General features: G+C 34.0%; 16 protein-coding genes. 10 read left to right on the top strand and 6 right to left on the bottom strand.

The features are described from left to right. Window positions 1-14 precede the first annotated feature (14 nt). On the bottom strand, window positions 15-1,595 hold the full coding sequence (locus ABXT06_RS06430) for a tetratricopeptide repeat protein (RefSeq protein ID WP_354589996.1): 1,581 nt from the start codon (window positions 1,593-1,595) through the stop codon (window positions 15-17). 445 nt (window positions 1,596-2,040) lie between these two features. Here ABXT06_RS06430 and ABXT06_RS06425 point away from each other — a divergent pair, with 445 nt between their 5' ends. The 7 genes from ABXT06_RS06425 (at window position 2,041) to ABXT06_RS06395 (ending at window position 8,768) form a co-directional block, all read left to right on the top strand. After that, window positions 2,041-3,267, top strand: a complete 1,227-nt coding sequence (locus ABXT06_RS06425) for a DcaP family trimeric outer membrane transporter (protein WP_354589995.1) — start codon at window positions 2,041-2,043, stop codon at window positions 3,265-3,267. A gap of 36 nt (window positions 3,268-3,303) precedes the next feature. Further along, a complete protein-coding gene (locus tag ABXT06_RS06420; protein WP_354589994.1) occupies window positions 3,304-4,752 on the top strand; it encodes an aspartate ammonia-lyase in 1,449 nt (482 codons plus the stop codon). Window positions 4,753-4,773: 21 nt separating this feature from the next. Continuing rightward, window positions 4,774-5,844, top strand: a complete 1,071-nt coding sequence (locus ABXT06_RS06415; RefSeq protein ID WP_354589993.1) for a type II asparaginase — start codon at window positions 4,774-4,776, stop codon at window positions 5,842-5,844. A 141-nt stretch (window positions 5,845-5,985) separates the two neighbouring features. Beyond that, window positions 5,986-6,465: a YybH family protein gene (locus ABXT06_RS06410; RefSeq protein WP_354589992.1), complete on the top strand. Its 480-nt coding sequence runs from the start codon at window positions 5,986-5,988 to the stop codon at window positions 6,463-6,465. Window positions 6,466-6,481: 16 nt separating this feature from the next. Next, a complete protein-coding gene (locus ABXT06_RS06405) occupies window positions 6,482-6,961 on the top strand; it encodes a hypothetical protein (protein WP_354589991.1) in 480 nt (159 codons plus the stop codon). 77 nt (window positions 6,962-7,038) lie between these two features. Then, entirely contained in the window at window positions 7,039-8,100 is a 1,062-nt protein-coding gene (locus ABXT06_RS06400) for a hypothetical protein (RefSeq protein ID WP_354589990.1), read from the top strand. A 353-nt stretch (window positions 8,101-8,453) separates the two neighbouring features. Continuing rightward, complete coding sequence (locus ABXT06_RS06395) at window positions 8,454-8,768, top strand: hypothetical protein (protein WP_354589989.1); 315 nt, start codon at window positions 8,454-8,456, stop codon at window positions 8,766-8,768. A gap of 48 nt (window positions 8,769-8,816) precedes the next feature. Here the strand turns inward: ABXT06_RS06395 and ABXT06_RS06390 are convergent, their stop codons facing one another. The 4 genes from ABXT06_RS06390 to ABXT06_RS06375 form a co-directional block, all read right to left on the bottom strand. Further along, the gene (locus ABXT06_RS06390) at window positions 8,817-10,217 is read right to left on the bottom strand and encodes a DUF1254 domain-containing protein (RefSeq protein WP_354589988.1); all 1,401 of its coding nucleotides are present in this window, start codon (window positions 10,215-10,217) and stop codon (window positions 8,817-8,819) included. A gap of 194 nt (window positions 10,218-10,411) precedes the next feature. Beyond that, on the bottom strand, window positions 10,412-11,509 hold the full coding sequence (locus tag ABXT06_RS06385; RefSeq protein ID WP_354589987.1) for an exopolyphosphatase: 1,098 nt from the start codon (window positions 11,507-11,509) through the stop codon (window positions 10,412-10,414). 284 nt (window positions 11,510-11,793) lie between these two features. Beyond that, a complete protein-coding gene (locus ABXT06_RS06380; RefSeq protein ID WP_354589986.1) occupies window positions 11,794-13,356 on the bottom strand; it encodes a serine hydrolase in 1,563 nt (520 codons plus the stop codon). 200 nt (window positions 13,357-13,556) lie between these two features. Next, a complete protein-coding gene (locus ABXT06_RS06375) occupies window positions 13,557-14,111 on the bottom strand; it encodes a porin family protein (protein WP_354589985.1) in 555 nt (184 codons plus the stop codon). 431 nt (window positions 14,112-14,542) lie between these two features. On the opposite strand from ABXT06_RS06375, the gene ABXT06_RS06370 reads away from it, so the two are divergent. The 3 genes from ABXT06_RS06370 (at window position 14,543) to ABXT06_RS06360 (ending at window position 17,347) form a co-directional block, all read left to right on the top strand. Beyond that, window positions 14,543-15,688 (top strand): helix-turn-helix domain-containing protein, encoded by a 1,146-nt coding sequence (locus ABXT06_RS06370; RefSeq protein WP_354589984.1) that lies wholly within the window; start codon window positions 14,543-14,545, stop codon window positions 15,686-15,688. 157 nt (window positions 15,689-15,845) lie between these two features. Continuing rightward, window positions 15,846-16,658: a formylglycine-generating enzyme family protein gene (locus tag ABXT06_RS06365; protein WP_354589983.1), complete on the top strand. Its 813-nt coding sequence runs from the start codon at window positions 15,846-15,848 to the stop codon at window positions 16,656-16,658. A gap of 128 nt (window positions 16,659-16,786) precedes the next feature. Then, window positions 16,787-17,347, top strand: a complete 561-nt coding sequence (locus ABXT06_RS06360; RefSeq protein WP_354589982.1) for a GNAT family N-acetyltransferase — start codon at window positions 16,787-16,789, stop codon at window positions 17,345-17,347. On the opposite strand, the gene ABXT06_RS06355 is transcribed toward ABXT06_RS06360, so the two are convergent. After that, on the bottom strand, window positions 17,312-18,076 hold the full coding sequence (locus ABXT06_RS06355) for a ThuA domain-containing protein (RefSeq protein WP_354589981.1): 765 nt from the start codon (window positions 18,074-18,076) through the stop codon (window positions 17,312-17,314). The two genes, ABXT06_RS06360 and ABXT06_RS06355, sit on opposite strands and share 36 nt — an antisense overlap. Window positions 18,077-18,172 lie beyond the last annotated feature (96 nt).

The raw sequence follows: 18,172 nt of genomic DNA, 5'->3' as shown, positions 1-18,172 counted from the left end.
AAATCTCTTGGAGTTTAAAAGTCATTTTTTAGTCCAATTCTTTTTAAGCTGTTAATGATTCTAAAAACAATTTCATCGGAAAACATGAAACTAGAAAGCGTTTCTTTTATTTCTGTTGCTGTCTGAGGCTGTAGTTCTAGAAGGTTATTTAAATATACTTTTGCTTTTGCATCTTCACTTAGGAGAGATAAAGATGTGGCTTTTAGTAAAGAATCCCAAATAGTTTCTTCAAAATCCATTTTTTCGGCCCAATATAAAGATTTTTGATATTCTTTTTTATGAATGTAATAGTAACAATATCCAACATTAATCCACCATGGATGTGCAGGATTCATGTGAGTTGCATTTTCTAATAAATTAAAACCCTTTTCAAAATAGCCTGCAAAAATCAGTATACAGCCAATTCCTGCAGTAATACCAGATGAATTAGGATTTATTTTCAGACACTGTTCTGCGCTAGAAAGACAGTTGTCCTGGTCTTTTTTAAAGCAGTTTAGAATGGCTAGAGCATACCAAGCCTGTTGGCAATTAGGATCAATATTTAAAGCTTTTGTGATACAATGGCTACTTTTTTCGATAGTTTTTTTGCAATTGTCTAATCCTAGCGCAATAGAGGCCAAATGCATTTCACCCAGCATTGCCCAAGCAATCGCATGGTTTGAGTCTAGTTCTACAGCTTCAGTTAAATTTGATAGAGCATTAGCAAAATTTTCAATAGAATAGGAGCGCTGGTATTCATGATAACTGCAAATTGCTCTTAAAACACCAGAGTTGTTTGATATTTTAGATGGCGAAGTTTTTACCATTTCATTAAAAATAACACCATAATAGCCGCCCATTGTGGAAACAATGTCTTTTACGATTTCATTTTGAATTCTAATGCCGTCATCTAGGGTGGCAGGTGTAAACAATTTGGTCATTATAAACTTTCCTGAAGATGAGTTTATCAGATTAATTCTGATTTGCAGTTTGTTATTAATAATTTGAATATGCCCTGTAATAATGAAATCTGCTCCAACCATATTGGCGGCTTCTAGAACATTTTCGTTAATTTTTGAAATGATGCCAGAAGGAAAATGACCTATTACAGAAATATCCTGAAAACGGGAAAGTTCTGCACTGATCTCTTCGGAAAGAATCTGAGAAAAGGCTTCTAAATCTGGTCGATGATCAATTGTTTTAAAAGGAAAAACGGTAATCACCGGATTGGTTTTACTGATACTGTTTGGAAGATCAGTTTGTCTCATTTTGACATTATGAATAAATTCTGGAACATAACCGCCTTTTGGTACATGAATAATAAGCGGATTGTCTTTTCCTTCGGAAGAATAATATTCATTAAGTAATTTTCTTAATCGTCCTGCGTGAATGCGAACCATTGCATCATCATGAGGATTAAAATGCGAAGGTCTGCTTAAAGCATTTACAGCTATAGAATATTCTTTGATAAACTGCTGCCTTTCATCTATGGTTTCTGTGACAATATAGCGTAGAAAATTACTTAACAGCGTCGAGTTCTTGAAAGAATAAAATTTTAAAACATTTTCCAGCTCATTATAGATTTTATCCGAGGGGATTTTTTTTGTAGACTCCATAATAAATTAAAATAAATTAATTGAAAATTATTAATGTCAAAAAAAAGTCACTGGGGCGTATAAAATGTTAAAGACCAATTGTTTATGAAGATATAAATTTATGAAAATTTTTAACATGTTAGTATTATTTATCTGATATTTTAACGGTTAAATGTAACGGTTAATAACCCCAATCGTGCTGTTGTATTAATTATATTTGTTTGGTAATCGGTTGTAAAACTGTGTATTAGATATTTTTTTAACAAAAAAAGACTGTATTATAAAAGTGTTGAAATTTTTGCATTCCCATATTAAAAACTTTTAGGATCAGATAAAAGCTTTTGAGGTGAATAAAAATTCGTACTGAGAAATATTGATTTTTTAAAATAAAATGACTTTTATTTTAAGCCAGGACTGCAAAAATCAGATTAAAAGTTTATCCCATAATAAACAAACTATAATCATTATGAAAAAAAGGTTTTTGCAAATGACAGCTATGAGGCATCGTTTCCTCATAATTTGTCTTCTCATTTCTGCTTTTGTTCAGGCTCAAGATGAAGGGAATAAAAGCATGGAAATCTATGGTTTTATTATGACCGATGTTGGTTATAATTTTAATCAGATACAATCGGATTGGTACGATGTGGTTAGACCAACAAAACTTCCTGCTTATAAAGACCAATATGGACCAGATGGCAGTTATTACGCTTCTGTACGTCAGACTAGATTAGGTTTTAAAAATTACTTTGACACAGGAATTGGCGAATTAAAAACTCATTTTGAGTTCGAATTGTTCGGTACAGGTGTTGATGCGGGACAAACTACTTTTCGTCTTCGTCATGCTTATGCCGAATTAGGAAAATTTGGAGCTGGACAAACTTGGAGCCCTTTTATGGATATTGGCGTATTCCCGAATTCGCTTGAATATTGGGGGCCAACAGGAATGGTGTTTTTTAGAAATATTCAAATACGTTATATGCCAATTCAAGGCGATACCCGTTTAACCATTGCATTAGAAAGACCAGGAGCAAGTGCCGATCAGGGAGATTATGCAAATCGTGTGGAATTGCAAGGGGTAAAAGCAAGATTTCCGTTACCAGATCTTTCTGCAGAATACCATCACGCAACAAAATGGGGGTATATTGAGTTAGCTGGTATCGTTCGAAAAATCGAATGGAAAGATCAGAATAATGATCAGTATGATTTGTCTGGAGATGCGGTAGGCTGGGGACTTAATTTAAGTACTAATATCAATTTTAGTAAAAATGATGTTTTTAGGGGACAGCTTGTATATGGAGAAGGAATACAAAACTATATGAACGATGCTCCGGTTGATATAGGTATCGAAAACAATTTTGGTAATCCTGTAACTCCTGTAAAAGGTGTTGCGCTCCCTTTAGTTGGTGTTGTCGCTTTTTTAGATCATACCTGGAGTGACAAGTTTAGTACTGCGATAGGTTATTCGATGATTGATATCGACAACTCAGACGGACAAACAGATGACGCTTTTAAAAAGGGACAATACGTTCTGGGAAATCTTTTATATACTCCTGTAAAAAATTGCATGGTCGGAGTTGAATTTCAGTGGGGTAACCGAGAAAATTTCAACGATGGCTGGAGTACTTCAATAAATAAAATACAGTTTTCTTTTAGATATAATTTTTCACAATCATTTTATAAAAGAAATCAGTAAAAGCCTTTTGTTTTTTAATCAATAAAAAAAGAAAATATGTGTAAAACTGTACAATACCTGCTATTGTTCGCATTGTCTTTAGGCATTCTTAATGCTCAGACCCGAACTGAAAAAGATCTTCTAGGAGAAAAACAAATCCCAGCAAATGCTTATTACGGTGTGCAGACAGCACGTGCGTTAGAAAATTTTCAGATAAGTAGCTTGACTACGCAATCTTATCCTGACTATGTAAAAGCTTTTGCAATGGTAAAACTAGCTGCGGCAAGAGCTAATGCCGATGTTGGCAGACTTAAAAAAGATAGGCTGGCTGCTATTGAAAAAGCATGTCAGGCTGTAATTGACGGCAAATATCATGATCAGTTTCTAGTTGATTTGTATCAAGGTGGTGCTGGTACTTCTGCCAATATGAATGTAAACGAAGTTTTGGCCAATATTGCACTGGAACTGAGCGGACATAAAAAAGGAGAATATCAATATATTGAGCCTCACGATGATCTTAATATGGGACAATCAACAAATGATGTGTACCCGACAGCTATAAAAGTGGCATTACTGCTTCATAACGACAAACTGCTTCAAGAGGCTGATCTTTTGGCTAAAGCTTTCCATAAAAAAGGGGATGAATTTAAAGACATCCTAAAAATGGGAAGAACAGAAGGACAGGATGCTGTACCAATGACGGTAGGTCAGGAATTTCATGCTTTCGGAAATCAGCTTGATGCAGAAATTAGCGCTTTAAAAAAGGCGGAAGTTTATTTATGCGAACAAAATATGGGAGCTACAGCGATCGGGACAGGAATTACTGCTTCTCCAGGTTATGCTGAAAAAGTAGCAGCACATCTGGCAAAAATTACAGGAAAACCAATCGTAATGAGCAAAGATCTTATTGCAGCAACAACTAGTCAGCAAGGTTTTGTAATGTATTCTTCTACGCTTAAAAGTATGGCGGTTGCTATGGCAAAAATAAGCAGCGATTTGATCATTTTGGCTTCTGGACCACGTACTGGTTTTTTTGAAATCAATCTGCCTGCACTTCAGCCGGGATCTTCAATTATGCCAGGAAAAGTAAATCCGGTTATGCCAGAACTTATGAATCAATTGTGTTTTAAAGTTATGGGGAATGACTTGACTGTAACGGTTGCCGCTCAATCTGGTTTATTGCAATTAAATGCTTTTGAACCTGTTCAAGCCATCGCTATGATGGAATCTCAAGGATTGTTTTTTAAAGCAATGCCATTATTTAGAAAAAATTGCATCGATGGCATTACGGTAAACAAAGATGTTTTAGCGCATTATATGGATCGAAGTGTTGGTGTTGTAACTGCTCTGAATCCTGTTTTGGGTTACGAAAAAACAACTGAACTAGCCAAAGAAGCATTGGCAACCAATAAGGGAATCTTAGAACTTATACGCGAAAAGAAATTGCTGACAGAAGATCAAATTAAAAAACTGCTTGATCCAGCAACTTTAACAGGCCAAAAATAATTCTCAAACTAAAACGACAAAATGATGAAATTAAATATCAACTTTTGCAAAAAAATAATTTTACTGCTGATATTATCGCTAAATATCAGCATGTTCGGACAGGCTAAGCCGAAAGTTCTAATATTGGCAACAGGCGGAACAATTGCAGGTTCTGCTAAAACTGGGGTACAATCAGGATATACTTCGGGGCAGGTTACCATTGATGCGATGGTAAATGCAATTCCTGATGCTTTAAAAGTGGCCGATATAAAAGGCGAGCAAATTGCGAATGTAGGATCTCAGGATATGTCTTTTGAAATTATGCTGAAAGTAGCCAATAGAATTAATGAATTAGCCAATAGCAATGATGTAGATGGTTTTGTAATTACACACGGAACCGATACGATGGAAGAAACGGCCTTTTTTTTAAATCTAACTACAAAAACAGATAAACCAGTAGTGCTTGTAGGATCAATGCGTCCGTCAACAGCAATTAGTGCAGACGGACCTTTAAATCTTTATAATGCAATTGCTGTAGCTGGAGATCCTAAAGCAAAAGGACGCGGAGTGCTTTTGGTAATGAACGATTGGATTCATTCGGCACAATCTTTAACAAAAGTGAGTACAACGGCTGTTCAGACTTTTATGTCTCCGCTTCGTGGACTTATCGGTATAACTTCTTACGGGACGAATGATTTCTTTAATTATCCTAGTCAAAAATTTGGAAAAAACTCAGAATTTGACGTAAAAGGTGTTAGTTCTTTTCCTCGCGTAGATATTATTTACGCCGATGCAGATATGAAACCAGATTTAATTGATGCTTCAATAGAGCGTGGCGCCAAAGGAATTGTAATTGCCGGAGTAGGAAACGGAAACATGAACAAAGCTTCATTAGATGCTTGTGCAAGAGCCAGTAAAAAAGGAATTATCGTAGTTCGAAGCACGCGCGTTGCAACTGGACTTGTAAGCCGTAATGTAGAATGCAATGATGATGAACTTGGTCTGATTGCTTCATATGCTTTGAATCCGCAGAAATCTAGAATATTATTGTCAGTAGCATTGTTGAAACAGAGAAGCTTGGCAGAACTTCAAAAGATATTCGAAGAATATTAATCTTATTTTTTAAGCAAATCTAGAACTTATGATCCTAATACTATTATTGATGCTGATAAAATCGCTGCTAAAGGCAACATCTGCTTTTAGGTCTTTTAGTAAAAGGGAATAATGTAATATTAACTTGAAAATTTAATGTGTATGAAAAATAAAATAGTGATAAGAGCGGTTCTCGCAGGGTTTTGTGCTTTTTTGGTTTCCTGCAACACAAAAAAAGACGAAAATACTGTAATTGACCTAAAAGAAATCAAGAAGCAAATTCAGGCAAAAGAGAATGAATATGCCGCAACGTACAATGCTGGACAGCTAAAAGAAATAGGATATTATGCAGACGATGCGATAACTTTTTATCAGAACAGGCCACCAATTATTGGTAAAGATGCTAGATATGAATTTTTAGAATCAGATTTGACTAATAACACTAATACGATATCATTTGAAACCAAAGAAGTTTTTGTTTCGCATGACGGAAATATGGTTTTAGAAGTAGGATATTATAAAGTAATAGATTCTACTAAAACGCCAATTAATACCGGAAACTACATGAGCTATTTCGAAAAAAGAGATGGCAAATACGTGTGCGTAAGAGACATGAGCGCTTCTGATGGATTGGTAGAGTAACTTATAAATAAAGATCATGAAAAAAATACTATTTGTACTGTCATTGGCTTTTGGAATGAATGCCACTGCTCAAAGTTCTGTTGATGAAATAAAATTGATCCAAGATCTTTACGGAAAATCTAAAGCAGAAGTGGTCAAAGAATATTTGGGTTTGACAGATGTACAGGCTACAGCATTTCAGCCGATTTATGACAATTACGAATCGGAGCGCAAAGCTTTAAGTCAAAAGAAGATTCAAATTCTTGAAGATTATGCAAAGAATTATGCTACGCTGAGCGATGCTAAAGCTACAGAATTAACATCTTCGAATTTAAAGTATAATCAAGAAGCTGAAAAACTGCTTGCCAAAACACATTCTAAACTGGTGAAAGCTATTGGCGGAATCAATGCAGCAAAATTTGTGCAGCTTGAGCAATATTTGCAGGTAACCATACGAGCCGAAATTCAAGATGCTATTCCTTTTATTGGAGAATTGGATAAAACCAAAAAACAATAAACGATTTCTGGGTACAGAGTAGAAAGTATAGAAAGAATCATTTTCTACTCCGCTTATTAATATTTTATACTCTTACTATGATAAAGAAATTTACAAAATATTTGACCGTTGCATTAATCATGTCTGCCCAGTTGATTTTTTGCCAATCTGATAATGATGGTCCGGAACTTGGACTTCCTGGCGACAATCTAGATTTGTATGCCGTGATGTCCCTGTTTCAGAAATCAAAAACCATCGAGGAATTTGAAAAAAATCTGAATCTGGAAAAAACAGGAATCAATAACCTAGATTTGGATCTGGATAAAAAAGTAGACTTTATAAAAGTAGTCACAAAGAAAAATGGTAATTCGTTTACTTTTATTCTGCAGGTTGCTGTAAACAAGAAGGAAAATCAAGACGTTGCTGTTATTTTGGTCGATAAAGATAAAAACGGAAAGGTGAAAATGCAGATTGTAGGCGATGAGCTTCTGTATGGAAAAGATTATGTTATTGAACCAGTAGCTAAATCTTCACCAGCAAAAACAGCAAATCCTGCCTATGCAGGAGATGATCCCGTACAAAGTTCGCCAGCCGTTACGGCAGTTGTGGTAGAAACGGTGCCAATTGTACAATATGTATATTCACCAGCTTACGTGCCGTATTATCCACCTTATTATTACGGATTTTATCCGCCTTACTTTGCCGCTTTTACTGTAATGGCAGTAGGGATTTATCGCCACAACCATTATTACCATCATCATGGTTATCACGGAGGGCATTATCATGGCGGGCATAACAACGTATATATAAATAACAGAAACAGTTTTAATAATTACAATAACAATAGATCGAGATCTAATACGGTGCGAGATAATTCGACCAATAATAGATACAATACCAATCGAGGTAATTCCCGCCCTTCAGCAAGTACACGTCCATCAGCAGGAAATTCCAATCGTGCGGGAAATACTAGTGCATCTGGAAGAACACGACAGAGTTCATCGCCAAGTGCAGGGACTTCAAATCTTAATAGAGGAAGCTCTTCAGGAGGCAATTTTAATAGAGGAGGAGCATCGTCAAGACCAAGCGCTGGACAAATGGGAGGAGGTTCTCGTGGCGGAGGCGGAGGCTTCGGCGGAGGTGGCGGAAGAAGAAGATAAACGGCGTTTTTTATAATGTTTCATCAAAAAAATGCGTAAGTCCTTTTGGGTTTACGCATTTTTGGTTTTTATATTTTATAATATACACGAGATTTTGCAACTATTCATTCCGTAGGAATGTCTCATCGGTAGAAACGAAATTTGAATCCCGAATACACGTTCCGTAGGAACGTTTGATTGGTTAAATGTTTCGCAAATCAGGTGTCCCTACAGGACACAATGTGATGAATATTTTTTTCTACCGACGAGATATTCCTAGCGGAATATTAACAATTGTTATCATATAAGATAACCTTTTATTGAAAGTATATTCTGATATTTGAATTATTGAAAAATGATATAAAATTGAAAGAATGGAAACGGCAGAAATAGAGAAAATAAATTATCTTAAAAAACAATCAGCTCAATATTTAAATATTTTAAAATCGGCTGTTAAAGGTTACAATGCAGAAATCAATGTTTTGAGCTACTCCGAATTAGGTTGTGTGATAACAAATATGCTAAAACTTTGCATTTTGGCATTAGAAAATGATAATTATAAAAAACCTTTAATAGACGTTGGATTGGTTTTAGAACAAGCACTTCAATTATTTCCAACCGATGAAATGGAGCTTTTGGATATTATTAATGAAATGCAGATTAAAGAATTTTGTGATGAGGTGAAATAAAAAAGCTCCAGATTTCTCTGAAGCTTTTATGTTTTATCAAAAGAATGATTATTTTACTTTTTCTGGTAAAGTCATTTTCCAAACATTGTTGATTACATCAGGCTCTGGACCATAGATTCTCATAACAAACATGAATTTTTCATCTTTTGGAGTCGGAAGCCAGTTGCTTTCTTTATCCTTTCCTGGCGAAGTGCTTTGCAGATAAATAACCAAATCTCCGTTTGGCTCATATTTTAAGCCTTTTGTTTTATTACCGATAGAATATCTGTTAATCGGATTCGGAACAAGAAAACGTTTTGGAAGATTATACATTGTTAAACTCCAGAAATATTTCGCTTCAGGAAGCTGATCTTTACTGAATTTTATAACATATTTATTATTTCCTAAAAGTGGCTGATTATCTTTATCATTGCTGCTTCCAGTATAAACTGCTTCTTCTTTTGTGTTTCCGTAAATTCCAGCAGCCGCAGCAATCGCACGATTTAGGTAATTGTTTTGAAGTTCGGCTCTAGTGCCAAAAAGATTTCCGAAGTCTTTAAGACCGCTTACTTTTGATTCTAATTCTTGTTTTGCTTCTGCAATTCCTTTTTCGATTGCTTTTATCGTTTCTGGCGGATATTTACTGCTGTCAAAAGCAGTTCCTGGTACAAGTCCGATTTTTGCAAAACGGGCTCTCAATTCTTTCTCGCTGCTGTCTTCGCTTGCATATTGCAATAGAGAGTTTAATACATTAATAAATTGTGGAGTGCCATAATCGCTTTCTTTCCAAACAGGAAGTTCTAAGTTGTATTTTTTAACTGTCGGCGCAGGCTGTTTTGTATATTCATGCAAGGGAGTTATTTTATATTGACTTTGTATTTTTTTCAGATTAGCAACATCCGTAGGATCATGAAGCTGAGTTCGTCCCACTACAAATATTAAGTTGGTTTCTGAGCGCAAAACCTTGTCAATTCCTTTTGGCGTTTCACCTTTCCAGTCTGGTCCTGCAAGCAGATATTTTCCGCCATTGTTTCCAGTAACACGAGTTCCAATATATTCGTAGTTAAAGGTATATAAATCTACCAATTGCATTACGTAATAACGGTCGCTTTCCATTTTAGGCACTTCAAGAACAACAGGTTCATCAGAAACATTAAGCGCTGCCATAGAGTATGGCGTATCATTGTTTATGGTTACAACTAGAGTATCTGCAGGAGTAGCGCTATTCGCGAAGCTTTTAAATTTATTAAAACCTGCGTATGCTCTGTCACCTTTATTCAGTGCATTGGCATAAATGGTTTTGTAATTGTAAAATATTGGATATCCGTATATCCAAGCTTCTTTTGCAATAGCAGTTATGGAGTCAGAAGACGTTGCATTTGCATTTTCTGAATTATCTTTTGATTGTTCTTTTTTGCAGGCTGTTAATGCCAAAAGTGCGACGATAAAAAAAGCAGTTAAATTTTTCATAATCAGACGGTTTAATTTCATGTAAGATTTTTTTCCTGATTTTAAAATTAGAGTTTAAAAGAAAAATTATGCTTTTTTGAATGACAAACATGGTTGCAAATTATAAGTTGCAACCATTTTGCTCTTATGAAGTGGCTTAAAATAAAAAAGCTCCAGATTTCTCTGAAGCTTTTAATATTTGTGAATGTCGATACTTAAAAATTAGTATTTATTTTTTTTGAACGATCTGCAATGTAAGAGATCAACCAAATTACCTGTCCTTCTTTTACAAAGTAAATTTTCTTTGTTGCGTAGTCTGGAATACTTTCAAGACAAGTTACAAGAATGTTGTTTGCCGAAATCAAATATTTTTGATCGTAAGTGCTTAAAACTCTAGCAGCCTCTTTGTTTGTTTTGGCAAGGTTTGTAAACTTACCAAAGTTGTTTTTAAGAATAGCATCATAATCAATAACATCCTGAAGTGTTAAAGCAACATAATGATCTTTATTGACAGTTTCGTCATAAAAAAGAGTCGAAAATGCCCAAACAGCCCCACCAGATAAGTATAATTTATCTTTTTTTGCTAAAGGAGGATTCGCATCAAATAACTCTTTTGTTTTTTTACGCAGAATGACATTATAGTCAAAAGATTTTTCTTGATAAGTCGACATGTCGTTTACCTGACTTTTGTTTACCACTGTTTTTTCTACAGCATCAGTAAGCGTCATGGTTCCAAAGCTAAGTTCAAGAGGAACAAACTCTAATTTACCATCTTTTAGTTCGTCGATATAACCTCCTTTTGTAGTTTGAGCACCAATATCAAGAAGGAAAGCATTAGCAAAATCAACAGGAGGAATAGCACCTTTTACAAGCGTTTTTGCTTCTTCGTTAACATCTAATACCTCTAATTGTTTTCCAGTTAAAAGAGCAATTTTATTTTTTAGAACATCTAAGTTACGCGCAGATGCAAAAACAGGAGCCGCAACAATAAAGATGTTTTCTTCAAGAAGTTTATTTTCAGCTCTAATTTTCTGTAATTGATTGGTAACCGTTACAGTAGTTCTAGTAATGTCTTCTTGAGTAAGTTCGCCATTAGCAGTAATATGATCAGCAAACGGAATTCTCTCAGTCCAGAAAGAAAGAATTTTATAGTCTGCCTTTCTGATGTTGCTTACATCAATAACCGAAACTTTTATGGCTCTACGGCCAATTTCGATTCCAGCATAAACACTTTTTTGAGAAAATGCAGTGACAGAAAAAAATAATGTTAAAAGGGTAAAAAATAAGAATTTGGGGTTGTGTTTTTTAAGCATTGTGTTGAATTGTAGTTATAATATAATTTTTTTAATGGATTATAAAGTTGCTTTTTTGTGATATTAGTGTGAAAATCACAATTTTAGAATGAAAACAAATGGTTTCATTACGGAATTGCGAATTTAAGAAAACATTTAATAATATAAAATCAGTTAATACGAAAACATGATATTAAATTATTGTAAAGAAATAACGAGGTTTATTTCAATAAAGTATATTTGTAAAAAAAGCTCCAGATTTCTCTGAAGCTGTACTTACATTTAAGAATGATAAAAAGGAGTTTCTATTTTTCTACTCTTTTGAAGTCTAAATCTTGAAAATCAAAACTAAAATCAATATTTGGCGAAATGCCTTTCATTTTGATAGATTGGGCTTTACCTGTTTCGTCAAGCGAAAACAGAACTAGAGCATCACACTCCATGGCTTGATATTCCCATTTTACTGCAAATGTATTGGCATTATAGAAAGCCATTGGGCCATTTAATTTTGGTGACCTAAGGCATTTGATCCATAATTGTTTATTTTTTAAAAACACTTCTGCTTTTCCAAACCATTTATCTTCGTAAATACCAATAAAGTCTTCGTTTTTTATTTTGACATTTTTTACAGAAGCTACTTTTTTCCAAACGTTTTTGGTTACATCATCACCTGTATTCTTGTCTTCACTCAGCCATTGGACTAATTTATCTGTCCAGCCAAAATCATCAAGTCCTAAATAACTGTCTTCAATAGTATTTGATACTGCAGTAAAAAGACCGCCACCGCCATTTTCAGTATTCGTTAGAATCACAATCCCCAAGTTTAAATCAGGAAATAGAGTTACTTTAGACAGCATTCCTGGCAGACCGCCTGTGTGTTCTACCTTAAGATTTCCTTTTGAATCTGATATAAACCATCCTAAACCATAACCATTAAAATGAGAATTGTATCTTGGATCAGAATCTGTAGGCATAATGGTATGTAAACGCCACATTTCGTCATGATTTTTTAAAGAAAACAGAGAAGATTTTAAATCTTCACCATATTTGCCCTTATTTAAACGCACAATCATCCATTTTGCCATGTCAGCAACATTGGAATAAATACCTCCAGCGGCACTTGCTATGCCTATATCATAAGCATCAACGGTTTTTATTGTTCCAGATGTTGAAGAATGCGGAACGGCAAGATTTGTTTTATCTTTCAGCAGGCTTCCAACAAAAGTATGGTTCATCTGTAAAGGAGTTATAATTCTTTGCTGCACAAATTGCTCATAACTCTGACCGCTAACTTTTGCTATTATTTCCCCGGCAATTATATAAAGTAAATTATCATAATCAAATTTGGTTCTAAAGGCAGAAACAGGCTTAAAATATTGAAAACTTTTTGTTATATCTTGTATGGTAAAGTTGGAACCGTCAGGGAAAAACATCAAATCGCCAACACCTAATCCAAGTCCGCTGCGGTGCGTTACTAGATCTTGAATATTAAAATTCTCGGTAACATAATCGTTATACATTTTAAATTCAGGCAAATAATCTTTAACCTTATCTGTCCATTTCAATTTGCCTTCGTCTTCTAAAATCGACAATGCGGCTGTTGTAAAAGCTTTACTATTAGATGCAATTTGAAAATTGGTGTAATCGTCTACCGCTTTTTGGGTTTCAATAGAACTAACTCCGTATCCTTTTGAATGGATTATTTTTCCATCTTTAACTACTGCAATTGAGGCACCTGCAACTTTAAATTTTTGCAAAGCATTTAGCATTAAAGAATCAATTTTTGCAGATGATAATTGAGCAAATGATGCTGAAGAGGTAAAACAAAGGAAAAGTAATAAAGCTAAACGAATTCTCACTTTTTTCATAATTAATTTGATTTTTGGACTTATGGTAAATAGTTAAACAGAATTTTTAAATAAGAAATAATTTGGTTTGAAATTAAAATTTATGAATGAGCAATATAAGAAATATCTTTAATTGAAAGGAGTAGTGTTTTCATTTGAAATCAATAAAAATGAAAAAACACCACTCAAAAATGAATGGTGTTTTTTGTTATTGTGAGATTTTAGAAAAAGAAGTAACCAACGGATACCTGAAATACGCTGTTTTTATTTTTAATAGAAGAGCCCTCTACATTATTAATGTCAGTTAGTCCCAGATTGTATCTGACCCCAAAATTAAGTCCGTTTTCAAGTTTGTAGCCTATACCAAAATTAACACCAAAATCAACAGTATTAAACGAATCTTTTACATCTGTTTTTTCATTTTTAGCCGAAACTAAAAAACCTATCTGCGGTCCTGCTTCAAGACTCAATCCTTTTGTTACATAGTATTTTCCCATTAAAGGAATGTTCAGATAATTTAAGGCAACTATATCATTATTGAAACTATAACCCTGGCGGGAGTACATTATTTCGGGTTGAAAAGAAAACTTTTCGGACAATGGAATTTCTGACATAACACCAATGTTATACGATGTTACAAGATCAGCATTTTCGGTATTATCTTCACTGATAGTTGCAAAGTTTAAACCCGCTTTAGCTCCAAATTTAATTTCTTGGGCATTTACATTCACAAATCCTAAAACTGTAAAAACAGCTAACAATAAAATTTTTTTCATAAAAATTGTTTTGAATTATTTGAAGCCAAAATTGATGTAAAAAAAAGTACGAAAGGTTTCAAAAGCTTAAAAGTGGATAAATTGGTACTTATTTACTGATGTTTTTATAATTATTAATTGCGACTAGTAAAGCTATTTTCGGTTATTGGATTTATAATTTATCAAATATGCCACAATTACTATTTAGCAGTTTGTTAACTTTTTCTTAGCAGCATGAAAGGTTGAAATAAACCAACTCTATTACAGATTTTAGAGAATAATTGAATGATGATTTGTAATTCAGATCTTATTAATTGTCATTTTGTTTAGTTTTAATTGTAATTCCTTTAACAGTAAATAAAGTCAATTAAGTATAGTTTCGTCATGGAAAATTATAGGTAATTACCTAAAAAAAACAGAAACAGTATCCTAACTAAATACTACGATATAGATTGAACTTTACTATTTTTTTTAACACGGCAATTTTTCAAGGAATAGTTCTTGGAGCAATTATTCTAAAATCACCACTATTTAAGAGTAATGCCAACAGATATCTGGCTTATGCAATATTTGCACTTTCAGTGCTTATTGCCAATCTCATATTTGAGATGATTGATCTTTATAGCAGTATGCCTTTTCTGCGTTTTCTGGATGATGTCGAATGGGCATTTCTCTTTCCGGTTCTTATTTTTATGTTTGTTGTACATCAGGTAAATCATCCTATTAGAAATTCCAAAAAGATTCTATGGCTGTATGTGCCATTCCTATATTCAGCCATTACAAATGTTTTTTATGATTGCGATGCTGTAGCGCATATTTTTACAATTCCGCACTTTCTTAAAAGTATTCTAGAAACTATAGGAGGTTTTGATTTTTATCTTATTCTGGTATTTATGCCCTTTATGGCTGTTTACACTTTCGGTTTTATTAAATTTTCAAAAGATAAACAGGAAAAGAAATGGATTACTTTTTTATGGTTTTTGGTTTATGCATTAATGTTGTCTTGGATGGTGGCTATTCTGACAGGGCTGCTTTTTGAATATGATCTTTCGTATGTTATGCAGATTCTGGCGTTGTTTGCTACATTTTTAATTCATTGCACAGCTTATTATGGCGTGTTTAGATACAGGCTGGCAGACAATAAAAAAGGAATAGAAGAGCTGTTAAATAAAAAAGCTTTATCAGACGATGAAATAGCTGTCGAAGAAGTAATCCTTAAAAAAGGAAATGATGCAAATGGTTTAGAAATCTTTACAAAAGAAAACCCTTATTTTAAGCGACTGGAAATACTTTGCGAAGAGCATCAAATTTACAGAGACAGCAATCTAAACAGAGAAAAAGTAGCAGAGCAGTTAGGAATAAGTGCGGGATATGTTTCGCAACTCGTTAATGTAATTACGGGAGATAATTTTGCCAATTATATAAATAACTATCGGGTCGAAGCTGTAAAAGAAATGATTCTCGATTCGGATTATGAAAACTACAGCTTATTAGCAATAGGATTAGAATCTGGATTTACTTCAAAGACAACATTTCATAACGCCTTCAAAAAATCGACAGGTATGACACCAAACAGTTTTAGGAATACCAATAAATAAGTTCGGATTTCTCCAGTTTTAAGATATCTACTATGCCGACGATGTTTTTACAGAAAGAGGCGAACCTATTACCGATCAAATTGTGAGGAAAAAGTGAAAATTTGAATAACTTTGTGTAGGTAACTGTAAATTTTGACAGTAATTTTAAACATACATTATGAAAACACAAATATTGATAATCTTTCTGGGCTTTTTAATATTCACTTCCTGTAAAGAGGATAATATTGACTGGGTTTTTGTAAAAGGAGGAACTTTTGAACAAGGCAAAAATCAAATAATCGTTAGTCCCAAAGGAGATACAATAAAAGGGTTTACAAGTCCACACCGAATGGTTGAACTCGATGATTTTTACATAAGTAAATATGAAATAACGGTTAAGCAGTTTAGAGAGTTTTGCGAAAAAACAGGTAGAAAAATGCCCGATGCACCTGCTGAAAGTGCCTACGGGAAAAAAGTATATTATAAATGGATAGATGAAAATCCAATGCTAGCAACTTGGGACGAGGCAAATGATTATGCAAAATGGGCAGGAGGAAGATTACCAACAGAAGCAGAGTGGGAATATGCTGCTAAAGGCGGAAAGGAAACGAAAAACTTCAAATATAGTGGCAGTAATAATCCAATCGAGATTGGTTGGGTAAAAGAAAATTCGGATAGCATTTTTCATAAAGTTGGGCTTCTTAAGCCTAATGAACTAGGAATTCATGATATGACTGGAAATGTTGGTGAGTGGGTTTCTGATTGGTATAACCCTGAAAAAGATAGTTTAGTAAGCAAACAGAATCCTCAAGGACCGTCGGAAGGAGATGGAGTATATAAAATCTCGAAAGGTGTTAGTTGGTTTTACGAAACCCAAAATTCAGATGGGAAACCTTTAGAATTTGGAATTCATATGCCCGAAGTCAGATACCAATCTCCAAAAGGGACACGAAATGATGGTTTTGGATTTAGAATTGCTAAAAGCAAATAATATGTTGAAATATATTACGCTTATCTGTCTAGATTTGGATGGCTTTGCGCATTTTTTTTCAGATATAGATAGGTTAGTGATCAGTCTTTGAGAACGAAAACAGATAATCAGAAACAGTCGAAAAAATCATGAAGAAAGAATTTCCAACTATAAAAACCGAAAGACTTTTGCTGCGGCAATTTTCAGATAGTGATCTTGGAAATGTTTTCAAAGGACTTTCGAATCCTGAAGTCATTAAGTATTATGGAGTGAGTTTTCAAACATTGGAAGCGACTAAAGAACAAATGCTTTTTTTTGCTAATCTTGAAAAAAACGATACAGGAATTTGGTTTGCCATTTGCTCGGCTGATAACAGCACATTCTACGGAGCGGGCGGATTAAATAATTTAAGTAAAGAACATAAAAAAGCAGAAATCGGTTTTTGGTTAATTCCAGATTTTTGGGGAAATGGAATTATGAAAGAAGCAATGCCACTAATTTGTAATTATGGCTTTGACCATTTAGAACTTAACAGAATTGAAGCATTTGTTGAGTCAGAAAATAAGAATTGTAAAAACGCAATGGCTAAACTTGACTTTCAGTACGAAGGGACTATGAAAGACTGTGAAATTAAAAATAACAAGTTCATAAGTCTTGATATTTATGCTATCTTTTTATCTCCCGATAGCATAAGTGATTCCGCCAAGTAAATGCTGTACAAAAAGAGGGGCACTGTAGCTTTCAGAGCTGTGTCCTAAAGCGGTGTAAAATACTCTGCCACCATCATATTCGTGATACCATGCCAAAGGATGATTATCGCCATGTTTACCACCTTTATATGAAGATTCGTCAATTTTTATAAGCACATTTACGCCTGGATTCAAATATTTAAAATTGTACCATTCGTCTTTTCGTTCCCAAATTGACGGAAGATGTTTTGTAGATGCATGTTCATGATTTACAATGATAAGTTTAGCATTCTGTGGTTCAGGATGTCCTTCAAAAATTCCGCCGATCATTTGCGTGTACCAAGACCAGTCTGGTTCGCAGTTTGTAGCCGAATGAATACCAACAAAACCATTTCCTTTTTGAATGAATTTTTGCAAAGCCAATTTTTGATTTTCGCCTAAAACATTACCTGAGGCACTTAAAAATACAACGGCTTGGTATTGCTTTAAGTTTTTGGAATTAATTGCCAGAGAATCTTCAGTAGCGTCTACAATAAAATTATTTTCTTGTCCCAGTTTTTTTATCGCTGCGATTCCAGCAGGAATGCTTTCATGTCTAAAACCTTTAGTTTTAGAAAAAATCAGCACTTTTTTAGCTTTATAAAAAGTGGTTTCTTCTGTATTTTTTATATGGAAAGAAACTAGAAAATAGCTTGTTAGTAGAATGAAGCTGAATAAAAATGATTTTTTTATTGAAAACAGTTGGTTCATTTTAGAAAATTTTATTTTGGGAAGATAGAAAAAAAATTTCTGTCGAGCGTGTTTTCTAGGCTATTGCAAAATAGCTAGTTCTGAATAATCGATATA

It is taken from the genome of Flavobacterium sp. UW10123, assembly GCF_040538975.1.
GTDB lineage: Bacteria > Bacteroidota > Bacteroidia > Flavobacteriales > Flavobacteriaceae > Flavobacterium.
Note: the sequence above shows the minus strand (reverse complement) of the source record. Positions and strands in the feature narration are given on the sequence as shown.

Coding starts and splice junctions, on each gene's coding strand:
- ABXT06_RS06430 (WP_354589996.1), bottom strand. CDS start 1,595: ATGGAGTCTACAAAAAAAATCCCCTCGGATAAAATCTATAATGAGCTG.
- ABXT06_RS06425 (WP_354589995.1), top strand. CDS start 2,041: ATGAAAAAAAGGTTTTTGCAAATGACAGCTATGAGGCATCGTTTCCTC.
- ABXT06_RS06420 (WP_354589994.1), top strand. CDS start 3,304: ATGTGTAAAACTGTACAATACCTGCTATTGTTCGCATTGTCTTTAGGC.
- ABXT06_RS06415 (WP_354589993.1), top strand. CDS start 4,774: ATGATGAAATTAAATATCAACTTTTGCAAAAAAATAATTTTACTGCTG.
- ABXT06_RS06410 (WP_354589992.1), top strand. CDS start 5,986: ATGAAAAATAAAATAGTGATAAGAGCGGTTCTCGCAGGGTTTTGTGCT.
- ABXT06_RS06405 (WP_354589991.1), top strand. CDS start 6,482: ATGAAAAAAATACTATTTGTACTGTCATTGGCTTTTGGAATGAATGCC.
- ABXT06_RS06400 (WP_354589990.1), top strand. CDS start 7,039: ATGATAAAGAAATTTACAAAATATTTGACCGTTGCATTAATCATGTCT.
- ABXT06_RS06395 (WP_354589989.1), top strand. CDS start 8,454: ATGGAAACGGCAGAAATAGAGAAAATAAATTATCTTAAAAAACAATCA.
- ABXT06_RS06390 (WP_354589988.1), bottom strand. CDS start 10,217: ATGAAAAATTTAACTGCTTTTTTTATCGTCGCACTTTTGGCATTAACA.
- ABXT06_RS06385 (WP_354589987.1), bottom strand. CDS start 11,509: ATGCTTAAAAAACACAACCCCAAATTCTTATTTTTTACCCTTTTAACA.
- ABXT06_RS06380 (WP_354589986.1), bottom strand. CDS start 13,356: ATGAAAAAAGTGAGAATTCGTTTAGCTTTATTACTTTTCCTTTGTTTT.
- ABXT06_RS06375 (WP_354589985.1), bottom strand. CDS start 14,111: ATGAAAAAAATTTTATTGTTAGCTGTTTTTACAGTTTTAGGATTTGTG.
- ABXT06_RS06365 (WP_354589983.1), top strand. CDS start 15,846: ATGAAAACACAAATATTGATAATCTTTCTGGGCTTTTTAATATTCACT.
- ABXT06_RS06360 (WP_354589982.1), top strand. CDS start 16,787: ATGAAGAAAGAATTTCCAACTATAAAAACCGAAAGACTTTTGCTGCGG.
- ABXT06_RS06355 (WP_354589981.1), bottom strand. CDS start 18,076: ATGAACCAACTGTTTTCAATAAAAAAATCATTTTTATTCAGCTTCATT.